The sequence below is a fragment of the Mycetocola sp. BIGb0189 genome, from assembly GCF_024810155.1.
In the GTDB taxonomy this organism is placed as follows: Bacteria; Actinomycetota; Actinomycetes; order Actinomycetales; family Microbacteriaceae; genus Mycetocola; species Mycetocola lacteus.
In genome coordinates this window covers 236,427-250,039 of sequence record NZ_JANUED010000007.1, presented here as the reverse complement: position 1 = coordinate 250,039, position 13,613 = coordinate 236,427, and the positions used below count along the sequence as shown (strand labels likewise).

Genomic DNA, 13,613 nt, shown 5'->3' with positions numbered 1-13,613 from the left:
CGCATGCAGCCCCGGAGCCACTTTCGCACCACGTCCACGTTTCTTTCACCACTCGTGTTGACCCTGGTTGCCCTCCTGATGCTCGCAAGCGCGAGCATGTTCGTCTATCTCCTGACCACCCAGGGGCTCTCGTCCGGCGAATGGATTCTGTCCTCGGTCGTCCTCGTTGTGGTCACCGCGGTCCTGACCGGGTGCCTGCTCAGCCACCATCGCATCGAAATTGGCGAGGACACCGTGCGGCTGATCTGGTTCCCCCTGTATGTCAAGACCATCCCCGCGAACCAGCTTCGCTCAGTTGCCTCGGAGACCGTGAATCCCTGGCACACCGGCCTTGGTCTGCGCCTGCTCGGCGGGGGCACGCTGGGACTCATTAATCGCGGCGGCCCAGCCCTCTCATTTCACACCGAGTCGGGTGCGCGCTACCTGATCGTGGTTCCGGTCGAGGAGGAGCGCGCCGAGATCATACGGCGTATCTCTACCCTCATCTAGTCTTCGTCCACATCCTGAATCCCCAGAAGCACCCCCTCGCAGCAACCTCACAGCTACTTAATTTCGCCCGGAATGACGCGGCTCTCGGGCCACCGGAAAGCCTCACAAAACGAGCGTCAGCCACGCCGGATTGCGCAAAGCGTGCAGTCTCTGCATAATTAACTCCTCTGCACAAAGAAGGTTAGTTATGTATTTCCCCGCCGCCGGTGTTCCCGAGTCCGAACTGGGACTGCGCGAACGTAAGCGCTTGGCCACCGAACGCACCATCGAACGCGCGGCCCTCGATCTCGCCCAGGAACACGGGTACGAGGGCGTCACCGTGGAGATGATCTGCGAGTCCGCCATGGTCTCCCCGCGCACGTTTTTCAACTACTTCGGATCGAAGGAGGGCGTGTTCCTCGGACACACCCCGCCCCGCCCGACCCCCGAAATGATCGACTGGTTTGTCAACGAGCGGCCCAGCACCACGCTGCTCGACCTGGTTGAGCTGTTCCGCCGGATGATGAGCACCCGCAACCGCACCGACCCCGCGGCGATGCGTGAGCGCCGGGCGCTCATCCACTCCACCCCGGATCTTGCGGTGCGCGAATTCGCGCGGATGGCCGAGGCCGAAACCGAACTCACCGCCCTGCTGCAACAGCGCCGTGATGCCGTCGGAACCGAGGGTTCCGACGTCTTCCCCGATGAGCCCCGGGTGGTGGTGCTGCTCGCCTTCGCGATCATGCATCCGGCCATGCACCGCTGGCTCGAGGACCCCGACGGGGCACCCCAGGAAGAACTCATCGCAGACTCGCTCCAGATGATCCGACGGATCATCGACGAGCCCACACACTCCTAATTCCCCCACCCACACACGGATCAGAAACGCACCTCATGTCTATTCCCTCAGCGGCTGCCACCCCCACCAGGCGCAGCATTCTTCTCGTATTTGCAGGGCTCATGGTCACCATGCTGCTCTCCTCGCTTGACCAGACCATCTTCTCCACCGCGCTGCCCACCATCGTGGGCGAGCTCGACGGTGTGGACCACATGCTCTGGGTCACCACCGCCTACATCCTGGCCTCCACCATCATGCTGCCGGTCTACGGCAAGCTCGGCGACCTGATCGGCCGTAAGGGCCTGTTCATCGGCGCGATCGCGCTGTTCATCGCCGGTTCCATCGTCGGTGGTCTCGCCCCCGACATGACCTGGCTGATCACCGGTCGCGCGATCCAGGGCCTCGGTGGTGGTGGTCTGATGATCCTCTCCCAGGCGATCATCGCCGATGTGGTCCCCGCCCGCGAGCGTGGCCGCTACATGGGAATCATGGGTGGTGTGTTCGCGCTGAGTTCGGTGGCCGGACCGCTGCTGGGTGGTTGGTTCACCGAGAGCATCGGCTGGCGCTGGGCCTTCTGGATGAACATTCCGCTGGGTATCCTGGCGATCGCCTCGGCCGTCGCGTTCCTGCGTCTGCCCAAGCACACCGGTGCCCGTCCGAAGCTCGATGTGGCCGGCATGCTGTTTATCGCCCTGGCCTCGACCTGCCTCGTGCTGGTCACCACCTGGGGTGGCACCACCTATGACTGGAACTCCCCGGTCATCATCAGCCTGATCATCGGTGCCATCGTCACCGCCGTCGCCTTCGTGATGGTCGAGCGCCGCGCCGCCGAGCCGATCATGCCGCTGCACCTGTTCCGCGACCGCAACTTCAACCTCTCCACCGGAGCGGGTCTGATCATCGGTATCGCCATGTTTGGTGCGATGGCCTACCTGCCGACCTACCTGCAGATGGTCACCGGAGCCGACGCCACCCAGGCCGGCTTCCTGATGATCCCGATGATGGCCGCCCTGCTGATCTCCTCGATCGGTTCGGGTCAGATCGTCAGCCGCACCGGCAAGTACAAGATGTTCCCGATCATCGGTACCGCACTGGTCGCGCTCTCGCTGGTCCTGCTGTCCACGATGACCGCCGGCATGCAGGTGTGGATCATCTGCGCCTACCTGGCCATCATGGGTCTGGGCCTCGGCCTGAACATGCAGATCCTGGTGCTGATCGTGCAGAACTCGTTCCCGCTGGCCCAGGTGGGTACCGCGACCGCCGCGAACAACTACTTCCGTCAGATCGGTGCCTCGATCGGTTCCGCCGTGGTGGGTAGCCTCTTCGTGGCCCGTCTGCGCGACCTGTTCGCCGAGCGGATGCCGCAGCAGCCCGGCGGCGGGAGCGCCGGCGGTGACAGCAACTCGCTGACTCCGGCCGTGGTCAAGGCTCTCCCCAAGGAGGTGCGCGACATCATCATCGGCGCCTACAACGACGCACTGACCCCGGTGTTCCTGTACATGGTTCCGCTGGTGATCCTCGGTATCGTGCTGCTGCTCTTCATCAAGGAGAAGCCGCTGGCCACCTCGCTTGAGCGCGCCAAGCAGGGTCCCGACTCCGCCCCCGCGACCGGTTCCATCTCGGTGGACTCGGTCACCGTGGCCGCCGGTTCCGTGGTGGGTGCCGACACCGGTTCGATCCCCGTGATCGCCCCGGACAGGCCCACCGGCCCCGGCCCGCAGGGCGCGCAGCGCTAACCCGCCCATCACAAAACCCCGGGTCGATCGTTCACCGATCGGCCCGGGGTTTTTGTGTCTCTCCCGAGATTTTCGGCCGGGTGCGCCAGGATGGGGAGTGATCGGGCCACTCACCGTCTTGGCCCTCCACGAACACGGGAGTTCAGGGATTTGACCACCGCACACACCTATGGCGTTCCGGCCGAACAGATTCGCCGGTTTACCGGCCGGGCCGAGCAGCTGGCCCGCATCGATTCGTTTGTGGAGGCCAACGGTCCCGGGGCCGGATCGCGGCGGATTGCGCTGGACACCGGCGGCGGGTTGAGCGTGGACCTGCACCCGGACCGCGCGCTGGATGTGGGCCGGGTGAGCTTTGCCGGGGTTCCAGTGGCCTGGCTGTCCCCCACCGGGATCGGATCCCCCGCCGCCTATGACGGACAGGGTGAGAACTTCCTGCGCACCTTCGGTGGCGGGCTGCTTGCCACCTGCGGGATGGACACGTTTGGTCCGCCCAGCACCGATCAGGGCCGCGAGTTTGGCACCCACGGACGCTTTGGCGCGACCCCGGCCACCCTGGAAACGGTGCGGGTGCGCGGCGGCAAACTCACGGTGATCGGGACCATGCGTCAGGCCACCGTATTCGGGGAGAACATCGAGGTGCGGCGGAAAATCACCGCCCGGGTGGGCGGCTGCACGCTGCGGATCACCGATCAGGTGACCAACCTCGGCGACACCGATCAGCCGCATATGGTGCTGTATCACGCGAACTTCGGCTGGCCGCTGCTCAGTCCCGAAAGCACCCTGGACATCGCCGCCGATGAGCGGATCGGGATCGACGAGCACGCGCGTGCCGAGATGGATATCTGGAACCAGTTCCACGCGCCGGTGGCCGATATCCCCGAGCGCGTCTACCGGCATGTGCCGCCCGCCGCCGAGGCGAGCGGCTGGAGCCGCGCCCGCCTGACCAACCCCAACATCGGCATCAGCGCCGAGATCCGCTTTGACCGCGCCACCCTAGGCAACCTCTACCAGTGGAAGATGCTTGGCGAGGGCACCTACGTGCTGGGCCTCGAACCCTCCAACTGCGCGACCATCACCGGCCGCGCCGCCGCCCGCGAGGCCGGCACCCTGCCGATCCTGCAGCCCGGCGAAACGGTGCGCCACCGCATCGAGTTCGCCTTCGCGCGCGAGGGCTCGGCGGAGGCTTAGTCCTCGGGGTAGCCGAACCCGGGAACGCCCGGGTTGATGTCGTTTCCCGTCGGTGGGAAGAACAGCAGCAGATACACGGCCACCAGGACCAGCGGGACGAGCGCGAGTCCCAGCGCGAGCCAGGTGTATCGGCGGTTGGCACCGGGCGCACGAAAATGCACGATCGACATGATGATCGTGATGAGCGCCAGCGGCACGGCAACCAGCGGCGACGCCAGCATGAGCACGATGCTGCTACAGGCGAGGACCAGGGCACCGGTGGCGAGGCGATCGGATTTGGGTACGGCCGAGGCGGGCTGCGGACCGGACGAGGGACTGGCCGCACCGGCAATGGCGCTCGGGGGGCCCAGCTCGGCGAGGACACGCTTGGTCGCCTCGGGTGAGCTATCTTCGGCGAGCGCATCACTCACATGGTGCTCAATGGCAGCCAGTGTCTCGGCACGTTCGCGCGGGTCGGCTCCGACCAACGCGAGGTCAAGTTCCCGCAAATACGCGGCCACCAGCGGACGGTCAATGGCAGATTCCCCGGTCATACTGATTCCCCTCCTAGTACTGTTTCAACGTCCTGATTGAACCGGCCCCACACCAGTTCAAAGGCTTCGAGCGCCCGAGTTCCCGACGGAGACAGCCGGTAGTACTGCCGCGGCGGGCCGCTGCTGGATTCCTCCCAGTACGTCTCTACCCGGTCCTGTTTCTTAAGCCTCGAAAGCAGCGGGTACAGCGTGCCTGCATTGGCAAACAGTGCCCGATGCGGCGCGAGCCGCTGCGCGAGCTCGAGCCCATATGCGGGTCCACCCCGCAGACAGGCGAGCACACAGTACTCCAACACGCCCTTACGCAGCTGGACCAGAACGGCCTCGGTTTCCTCCGACATGCTGAGAGCGTAGCAGGTATCACACACTGTTAGGTACTAATTAATATTAGCGACCTTCCGAACGGCAGCACACATCCACACCCGGAACATGATCGGGCGCGAAGAATCCGAGGCGGGTCTAGCCCCGCAGGCGCTCACGCAGGGCGTCGAGGGTCGGCTCGAACCACACCTGAGTGCCGCGGTTGGACTCCCAGACGAAGTCGCGCAGCGGCGCGCTGGCGGCGGTCTCGGCACCGATGTTGCCGATGATCGCGACCGGGGTGCGGTAGTTCACCAGCTTCTGCAGGAACTCCCCGGCAACTCCGGAAGCCAGCCGGAAGAACTCGGGATCGAGGCGTTCGCGCGGGACCGCGACCAGGGTCACGCTCTGTCCCCAGAGCGAGCCGATCAGTTCGGCCATGCCGTCCGGGGTTGTCACATACTCTCCGGTTTCGGGCAGCACCATCACGCGGTGCTGGGCGATCTCCTCAATACTCATGTGCTCAGGCTAGCGAACCCGCGCGGCCGAAAACTAGCCGATCGGGTAGGCCACGTAGGCAAACCGGGTCGAGTCCGGCGACCATCCGTTGACGTTGGTGGTGCCCTGCCCACCAAACAGGCGGGCGACCGTGCGTGCCTCGGCCGCGTCCGGGGTGCCCAAGCGCAGCTCCACCTCGAGGTTTTCCGGGTGACCCAGCGTCCCCGCGGGATACGACAGCCACAGCAGGTGCTCCCCGTTCGGCGAGGGGTGCGGGAACCAGTTGACCCGCTCGTCGTTGGTGAGCTGGTGTGCCACCGGTAGGACAAAGTCCCGCCCGGATCCATCGGCCAGGCTCGCCACGGTGCCCGCCGGAAGCTCCCCCACCAGCCGAGGCAGCGCGCAGTCCTCCACGTGCTCGATCGCCCGCAGCAGCGGGAAGGCGGATTCGCCGAGGATCTCGACAATCGAGAGCGGGGAGGTCGGGTCCTTGACCTCACCCAGTGTGCCCTGCACGTCCGCGGCAGCCATCCGGTGCAGCTGCGCGTGACCGGGGGTCGATCCCTCGGGTTCGGCATTGAAGTACAGCGACCCGTCGGGCCCAAATTCTGCCCCATCCTCGGGCCTGGCGGCGGCACTGAGCGGGATCAGGGCACCGTCGGCGATCCGCACCAGGGCGACGCGGAACCGCGCAAATTCGGGGGTGTTGGGGCCGTGTGGGAAGCTCAGCCCCACGATCGAGAGCAGGGTGCCGCCGGCGTTGATGCCGTGCAGGTAGTGCTTCACCAGGCCGTCATCATCCCGGGTGATCTGGGTGGGGATGCCACCGGCGATCGGGATCGCATAGAGGTGCCCGTTCTTCGCGGTGGCGTAGATGGTGCCACCATCCGGGGAGAGCACATGGTCGTTATTGAGGTCGCCGCGGTTGCCGGTGGGAATCACCTCGGGGGGCCCCTCGCCGCTCAGCGGGACCCGCACCAGGCCGCCCTCGTGGTTGAGCACCAGGAAGGTCCCGTCCGGGTGCCAGTTCGGGGCCTCCAAGAGGTCGGTCTCCGAGGCAAAAACCAGGGAGTCGGTGCCGGTGGTCACGTCATAGACGCGCACCTCGGTGCGCTGGCCGGGCAGCAGGGTGCGCCAAATCGGGGTGGTCATCGGTTCGTCTCCTCGGTAACGGGATAGGCAACGTAGGCGAAGCGGGTCGAATCCGGGGCCCAGCTGTGCACGTTGATCGTGCCCTGCCCGCCAAACAGCGACACCACGGTGCGGGTGTGGGCGGGATCCAGTTCGGGGGTGGACAGTCGCAGCTCGACGGGCAGGTTTGCCGGGTGGCCGAGGGTCCCGGCGGGGTAGCTCAGGTACACCAGCCGGGTGCCGTCCGGGGAGATATGCGGGAACCAGTTCACGCGCTCGTCGAAGGTCAGCTGGGTGATGCCGGCCCCATCGGTACCCATCCGGAACAGCTGCGAGTGCCCGGGGATCGTGGAGGCCCGCTCGGAGTTGAAGTACACATATGCTCCGCTCGGATCGTATTCGGATCCATCGTGCGGGGCCGCGGCCGTGGTCAGGGCGTCAATCGCGCCGGTGGCCACATCCGCGATGAGGACGTTGTAGTCCTCGATCCCCCGGGCGGGCAGGGAGCCGATAAACGCGAGCGTCCGTCCGTCCGGGGAGATGCCGTGTAGGTAGTGCATCGGGACGCCGTCACCCGGGTGGGTGACCCGCCGTGCGGGCCCGCCGGGCAGCGGCACCTCGTAGAGGTGGCCGTCCTCGGAGGACGCATAGAGGAATCGACCATCCGCCGAAAGCACGTGGTCATTATTGGAATCGATGAGTTCCCCGGTGTCCAGCCGTTCGAGTTCGCCGCCGGTGGGCGCGATCCGATACAGCAGGCCGTCACGGTTGAGGATCAGCCAGTCGCCGTCCACGCTCCAGTTCGGGGCCTCGATTACGGCCTCATTTTCGCGATAGACCAGCTCATCCAGGCCGGTGTCCACGTGGAAAATACGCAGCTCGGCGTGCTGCCCGGGCAGGAGCTGTCGCCAGGAGGACGAGGAGGTCACGGGAGTGCTCATGCATCGACCCTACTCCGCGGAAGCCCTCCGCGCAGGTAGCCCGCGGTGGGACCGCTGAGCGAATTCCCGGCCCGGTTTTTGAGACACGCCCGATACCCCATAATGGAGGCGTGAGCGAATATGCAGAGCTGCCCGGATGGACCCACTTCTACTCCGGGAAGGTGCGCGACCTCTACCGTCCCGCGGGCCTTGCCGAAGGCGCGCCTGCGCCCGAAATCCTGGTGGTTGCCAGCGACCGGGTGAGCGCGTTTGACCACGTCCTCTCCCCCGGCATCCCGGAAAAGGGTGAGCTGCTGACGAGCCTGAGCAACTGGTGGTTCGAGCGGCTGGACTTCGTGCCCAACCACCTGCTGCCGCTGGGCGAGGACTTGCCCGCGCCGGTGGCCGCCCGCGCGATGCGCGCCAAGTCGCTGGACATGTTCCCGATCGAGGCCGTGGTGCGCGGCTACCTCACCGGTTCCGGTTGGGCCGAGTATCAGGTAAGCCAGAGTGTGTGCGGCATCCCGCTGCCCGCGGGCCTGCAGAACGGTGACCGTCTACCCGAACCCCTCTACACTCCGGCGTTCAAGGCGCAGCTGGGCGAGCACGACGAGAACATCACCTTTGAGCGTAGCATCGAGCTGGTGGGCATCGAGGATGCCACCGCACTGCGCGATCTGTCCCTGGAAATCTTCCGCCGGGCGTCGGCCATTGCCGAGGAGCGCGGGGTGATCCTCGCCGATACCAAGTTTGAGTTCGGCCGTGACCCCGAGACCGGTGCGATCACCATCGCCGACGAGGTCCTGACCTCCGACTCCTCCCGCTACTGGGACGCCGACATCTACGCATCCGAGACCGATCCGGCCGCGCGGATGGCGAGCTTCGATAAGCAGATCGTGCGCGACTGGCTCGCGGCCAACTGGGACAAGACCGGCACCCCGCCCGAGCTGCCCCTCGACATTCGCGAGCGCACCGCCGCCCGGTACCGCGAGCTGCTGGAGCGCCTGCGCGGAGCCTAATCACCCGGGCCGCGCCGTCCACAACCCGGGATCTCCCTGCGAGATCCCGGGTTTTGTGTTGATGCCCTGTTTTGCCTGCCCTCGGATCGCTACCCTGGAGCACAGGGCCGTGCGGGGGTACGGCCGGAAGGAGGGATGCGGATGCCACTGGACCCGTACTTTGAGCGTCAGCTCCGAGAAAACCGTGCCGGGACGATCACCGATATTCGACAGCGAATAGCCGCGACCACCCGGGCACTGCCGGGGCGTGTGCTGACGGCAATCCGCGGGCTACCCGCCCACGCGATCGCGATTCTGGGTGATCTCGGCTCGCGCCTTTTCGCGGGCTCTCGGCACCCCGGGACGGCGGCACTGGAGCCCCGGGTCCCGGCCTCGAGGGATACTCCATTCGACGAGGAGGAGTTTGAAGACCCCTGCACCAGCGCAAACCCCGCCCCCGAAGACTCCGGGCCCGAGGCCACCGCACACTGGCGGGAAATCTCGCCAACCGGTGCCCTCGAGGCGTTCACCGCCGCCAAGGCCCACCGGGTACCGCGCGGCACTCCCGCCTGGGAGGAGCGCAACGCGCTGCTCTGGGATCGCAAGCTCCACGGACGGGTCGGCCTCGACGGGCCCGATCTCACCACACGCGAGTTTGTGATCCCGGTTCCCGGGTTCCCCGAGGTCCGCGTGCGCCTCTACCTACCCGAGTCCCCCGCACCCGAGACCGGCTTCCCCGTCGTGCTGGCGTTTTTCGGTGGGGCCTTTCACGTGGGCGGAATTGACTACACCAGCGTGGATGCGGGCTTCCGCCGGCGCACCCAGGATGCCCGCGTCGCCTACCTCGCGGTGGATTACGCCCGCGCACCCGGCAGTCGCTTCCCGACCCCGGTGGAGCAGGGATATGCGGCGCTCGACTGGCTGTTTACCCGGGCACCGGCGTTGGGTCTGGATCCGAACCGGATCGGCATCACCGGTGCCTCCTCGGGTGGAAACATCGCCGCCGCGGTGACCCTGGCCAACCGCGAGCGCGCGAACCATCCGCTACGCCTCCAGTTGCTGGAGGTACCGAGCCTTGATCTCACCGGTTCCCATATCGACCTGCGTCCTCTGCGCGAAATGCGGGTCCCAAAATTCCTGGTAGCCCGTGAACTGCGCGCAATCCGGTCGCGCTATCTGGCCCACCCCGATCAGGCCCGCACGCAGCTGGCCTCGCCCCTGCACGCCGCCGATCTCGGCGGGCTTCCGGCCGCCCACATCATCATCGCCGAGTACGACACCCTCCGCGGGGACGGTGCCGCCTACGCTCGGGCCCTGCGTCGGGCCGGGGTTTCGGCGAGCGCAATCGAGTTCCAGGGCGCGACCCATGACGCGGGCATGTATACCGCCGCTGTGCCACTCGCCGAGCACTGGCATCTGCACGCGGTCGCGATCCTGCGCACCCTCTAGGCCGAAGGCGCGGGTCAAAACCCCGACCGAGCCCCCGCATTTTCGGCCCGATTCTTGGGGTGATCAGCCCCCGAAAACATGCGGCATCTTTCGGAGTGTCATGCGCACCGGCCGGTGGCAAATTTCTTGCGAATCGCCCACTAGACTGAATGCGTATCCGCCCCCTGACTCACCGGGAGACACTGGTGCCAAAAATCATCGTAGAAGTAATGCCGAAGGCCGACCTGCTGGACCCGCAGGGTAAGGCCGTGGCCGGAGCACTTGGCCGCCTGGGCCACTCCGCCATCACCGACGTGCGCATCGGCAAGCGCTTCGAACTCACCGTCGAGGGTGAGGTCACCGAGCAGATTCTCGCCGACGTCGCCACCCTCGCCGACGAGATCTTCTCCAACCAGGTCATCGAGGATGTCACCAGCATCCGCGTGGAAGAGGCCCAGGCATGACCCACCGGATCGGTGTGGTCACCTTCCCCGGTTCGCTGGATGATCGTGACGCTCAGCGCGCGATCCGCATCGCCGGTGCCGAGCCGGTAGCTCTCTGGCACGCCGACCACGACCTGCAGGGTGTGGACGCCATCGTGTTGCCCGGTGGGTTCAGCTACGGCGACTACCTGCGTGCGGGTGCGATTGCCGCCCGTGCGCCGATCATGACCGAGGTCATCTCGGCCGCAAATGCCGGTATGCCGGTGCTGGGAATCTGCAACGGTTTCCAGATGCTGACCGAGGCGCACCTGCTGCCCGGCGGCCTGATCCGCAACGAAAAGGGTAACTTCATTCGTCGCGACCAGGGCCTGCTCGTGGAGTCCACCGACACCGCCTGGTCCAACGCCTTCACCCAGGGCCAGGAAATCATCATCCCGTTGAAGAACGGTGAGGGTGGTTTCATCGCCTCGAACGAGGAGCTTGACCGTCTGGAGGGCGAGGGCCGCGTGGTCTTCCGCTATTCCGGGGTCAACCCCAACGGGTCGATGCGCGACATCGCCGGCATCAGCAACGCCGCGGGCAACGTGGTCGGCCTGATGCCGCACCCCGAGCACGCGGTGGAGCCCGGCTTCGGCCCGGACACCGCGGACGCCATGCGTTCGGGTACCGACGGCCTGGCCTTCTTCACCTCGGCCCTCAACGCCCTGCTGGCGGTCTAGGCGCCACACGCATTCGGCCCGCCCGGATTCGCTTTCGCGAGTCCAGGCGGGCCGTTTTGTGTGTCTACGAGACGCGTCCGGTCATCGGCTAAGAATCGACTGACTGCGGAACGGAGTGCTCGAGATGCGTTTGTCGTGTCTCCGGGACGTGCCTGGCCGCAACCGCCGCGCGAGTGGTCGCCGCGGCGATCGCCAGCAAAGCGAGCACCACCAACAGTGCGAGGGCTCGCGGCCCGGACACCGCATACGGAGTCGCCGGAGGAAAACCGGTTCCGAAGATGCCACAGGCGGCGCGAACAACCACGCTTGGGACAAAGCGCAGCGCCGATTCCGGGAGAGCCCCGAGGGACTGTGCGATCCGCACCGCCACATCGGCTCCCACCACCACCAGGGCGACAAGGGTCAGCAGGATCGGTCGAAGGACGGCCGGACGTAGCCCGTGCAGCAGCGCCCCGATGCCCGCGCCGGTGGCCGTGAGGATCGCCGAGACCAGGATCATCCGGACACCGATCATCATCGTGTGGTCGTCGGTGAGCCACAGTGATGAACCAAAAATCGTCAGGGTAACCACGGAGGTCAGCACCGCGGTGCCCAGCATCGCTATCCCCAGCACCAGACCGGCACCGGCGGCAACAACGGCACGCGCGATCACCGTGGCACGGGGATCTGCCGCGAGGCTTACCCGTTCCGAAATACGGACCGCCCGCACTCGAAGCCGGGCGCGCTCGACGCTTCTTTGAGCGTGCTGTGCCGCCGCCACGGCACTTTGCCTCCGTGAATCGGCCAGGCTTCCGCGGCGAACCGGTACCGCAGGCTCGGTCACCGCATCCATCATGGGGACCGCCCGACCGACCGCATGACGCCGGGGCGCGCGCGGATCCCCGATCAGCATGCCCCACAGCAGAGCCGGAACCGCAAGAATTCCCGCACCCGCCAGATAGAGCGAGCCCACCACGTTGGGATCATCCAGGTTCAGCTCCGGAGGGACCACATCATCCTGGGCGATCAGCCCACCCGCAATCGCGGGTACGGCTGCCGCAATGGCCGCCGCGAGCATCGCCACCAGGAGGATCCACCGGCCACTTCGTGTGTACCACGTCCGTGATGCCTCCACCCGGGCAACCCTCACCCAGCCACGTCCGAATCCCAATGCCGCCATGTACGTCCCTTTCAGCGGGGAGAATCGCTCCCCTCCCTAGCGTGCTGCCTGCCCGAGATCGCTGCAAGCGCGCAGCACTCCCCGGGGAAATTCCCCAGAAAACTCACATCTGCCGCGCGCGATACACGCGCTACCTGAGGGCGGGATCCCGCAGCTCTCCACCCCGAACCAGTCGCCGATCGGCCACCGAGCTTCCGGCGATCGCATCGGCGAGACCTCGACGATCCCGGGTGGCCCACACACCGATGATCGAGGCGAGAGTGAAGACGGGCAGAATGAACGCGGTTGCCGGGACATCAATCATGGTCAGCGCCACATACCCTCCGAGGCCAAACACAAAGCGCAGTACACGGGAAATGAATGCGGGCACCCGATGGTAGACCGGTGCCAGCATGACGGCGGACTCCCCGACGGTCACCCCACCGATCATCACGCAGAGGAACTGGATGGCGATCGGGATCAGCCCCACCAGCGTCTCCAGCTCGGTGGTTGTCGCAAGTTCGGCCCCCGACTGGCCCAGAGCCGTGGCTCGGTACACCCGAACCATCAACACCAGCCCGCCACCCACCAAGCCCAGGAAAAGCAGGTCGCAGAAGAACCCGAGGAATCGACGTCCGGCGGTCACCGGACGTGGCTCACGCTGACGGACCTCTTCGCGCCGAGCAAAGCCCACAAACACGAAGGCGAGCAGTGAGCCTACGAGGGCACCAAGCGTATTTGTCGCCAGATCGCCCACATCAAATACACGGTACGGGCGCGGGAACAGGCCCCAGACGGCCGTCAGCTGCGTGGTTTCGATCAGCAAAGACAGGGCAAAACCGAGCAGCGTGGAGACAAAAAACCCACGCTGGAACAGGGTGCGCATCAGGAACCCAAACGGAATAAACAGCACCACGTTCAGTGCGAGTTGCAGGAATGCGGTGTTGTGTACCAGGTCACGCAGGCCCGCGTGCGGATAATTCGCGATATCGCGCACACCGTCCATGACATCCAGCTGGACACCGCTGGCCGCATAGTCGGCACTACTCGGGATGGGCAACAGCGTGTAGCACCAGATCGCGATCATATAGATCAGGAACGCGAGCCACCCGATGCTGCGCCAGAAGCTCAGTCCTCCGCGCCGCCGATAGCTCGCCGCGATAAAGGGCACCACCAGGACGACGGCGAGACCGGCACCGGCAAGAAGAGCGATGAGGGCGGGGGTCAGCAGTTCATTCACCTCGGAACACTAACATTCCCGCCCGCGTTCACCCC

15 protein-coding genes are annotated in these 13,613 nt (G+C 66.1%); 8 read left to right on the top strand and 7 right to left on the bottom strand.

Features of this window, described 5'->3' with window-relative positions:
- Positions 1–3 precede the first annotated feature (3 nt).
- The 4 genes from M2390_RS12715 (at position 4) to M2390_RS12700 (ending at position 4,230) form a co-directional block, all read left to right on the top strand.
- Entirely contained in the window at positions 4–489 is a 486-nt protein-coding gene (locus M2390_RS12715; protein WP_259179236.1) for a hypothetical protein, read from the top strand.
- 187 nt (positions 490–676) lie between these two features.
- A complete protein-coding gene (locus M2390_RS12710) occupies positions 677–1,327 on the top strand; it encodes a TetR/AcrR family transcriptional regulator (RefSeq protein WP_259179234.1) in 651 nt (216 codons plus the stop codon).
- A 35-nt stretch (positions 1,328–1,362) separates the two neighbouring features.
- Positions 1,363–3,042, top strand: coding sequence for an MDR family MFS transporter (locus tag M2390_RS12705; protein WP_259179232.1), 1,680 nt, complete (start codon positions 1,363–1,365; stop codon positions 3,040–3,042).
- A gap of 150 nt (positions 3,043–3,192) precedes the next feature.
- A complete protein-coding gene (locus M2390_RS12700) occupies positions 3,193–4,230 on the top strand; it encodes an aldose 1-epimerase family protein (RefSeq protein WP_259179229.1) in 1,038 nt (345 codons plus the stop codon).
- Here M2390_RS12700 and M2390_RS12695 read toward each other — a convergent pair.
- The 5 genes from M2390_RS12695 to M2390_RS12675 form a co-directional block, all read right to left on the bottom strand.
- Positions 4,227–4,763: an HAAS signaling domain-containing protein gene (locus tag M2390_RS12695; protein WP_259179227.1), complete on the bottom strand. Its 537-nt coding sequence runs from the start codon at positions 4,761–4,763 to the stop codon at positions 4,227–4,229. The genes M2390_RS12700 and M2390_RS12695 overlap by 4 nt on opposite strands.
- Entirely contained in the window at positions 4,760–5,104 is a 345-nt protein-coding gene (locus M2390_RS12690) for a PadR family transcriptional regulator (protein WP_030147855.1), read from the bottom strand. Before M2390_RS12690 ends, M2390_RS12695 begins: the two co-directional genes overlap by 4 nt.
- A gap of 118 nt (positions 5,105–5,222) precedes the next feature.
- Positions 5,223–5,582, bottom strand: coding sequence for a DUF4180 domain-containing protein (locus M2390_RS12685; RefSeq protein ID WP_259179225.1), 360 nt, complete (start codon positions 5,580–5,582; stop codon positions 5,223–5,225).
- 33 nt (positions 5,583–5,615) lie between these two features.
- Positions 5,616–6,713, bottom strand: coding sequence for a hypothetical protein (locus tag M2390_RS12680; protein ID WP_259179224.1), 1,098 nt, complete (start codon positions 6,711–6,713; stop codon positions 5,616–5,618).
- A complete protein-coding gene (locus M2390_RS12675) occupies positions 6,710–7,633 on the bottom strand; it encodes a biopolymer transporter Tol (RefSeq protein WP_259179221.1) in 924 nt (307 codons plus the stop codon). The genes M2390_RS12680 and M2390_RS12675 overlap by 4 nt, the downstream gene beginning before the upstream one ends.
- Before the next feature lie 110 nt (positions 7,634–7,743).
- Between M2390_RS12675 and M2390_RS12670 the strand changes: the two genes are divergently transcribed.
- From M2390_RS12670 to purQ, 4 genes are all read left to right on the top strand, one after another.
- Positions 7,744–8,631, top strand: coding sequence for a phosphoribosylaminoimidazolesuccinocarboxamide synthase (locus M2390_RS12670; RefSeq protein ID WP_259179219.1), 888 nt, complete (start codon positions 7,744–7,746; stop codon positions 8,629–8,631).
- Between the two features lie 141 nt (positions 8,632–8,772).
- The gene (locus tag M2390_RS12665; RefSeq protein ID WP_259179217.1) at positions 8,773–10,059 is read left to right on the top strand and encodes an alpha/beta hydrolase; all 1,287 of its coding nucleotides are present in this window, start codon (positions 8,773–8,775) and stop codon (positions 10,057–10,059) included.
- A gap of 185 nt (positions 10,060–10,244) precedes the next feature.
- Positions 10,245–10,502, top strand: coding sequence for a phosphoribosylformylglycinamidine synthase subunit PurS (gene purS, locus M2390_RS12660; RefSeq protein WP_121687635.1), 258 nt, complete (start codon positions 10,245–10,247; stop codon positions 10,500–10,502).
- On the top strand, positions 10,499–11,200 hold the full coding sequence (gene purQ / locus M2390_RS12655; RefSeq protein ID WP_259179216.1) for a phosphoribosylformylglycinamidine synthase subunit PurQ: 702 nt from the start codon (positions 10,499–10,501) through the stop codon (positions 11,198–11,200). The genes purS and purQ overlap by 4 nt, the downstream gene beginning before the upstream one ends.
- An 88-nt stretch (positions 11,201–11,288) precedes the next feature.
- Here purQ and M2390_RS12650 read toward each other — a convergent pair whose 3' ends face one another.
- Together M2390_RS12650 and M2390_RS12645 are read right to left on the bottom strand one after the other, a co-directional pair.
- Positions 11,289–12,359, bottom strand: a complete 1,071-nt coding sequence (locus M2390_RS12650; RefSeq protein ID WP_259179214.1) for a hypothetical protein — start codon at positions 12,357–12,359, stop codon at positions 11,289–11,291.
- A gap of 130 nt (positions 12,360–12,489) precedes the next feature.
- Positions 12,490–13,578 (bottom strand): VanZ family protein, encoded by a 1,089-nt coding sequence (locus M2390_RS12645; RefSeq protein WP_259179212.1) that lies wholly within the window; start codon positions 13,576–13,578, stop codon positions 12,490–12,492.
- Between the last annotated feature and the right edge of the window lie 35 nt (positions 13,579–13,613).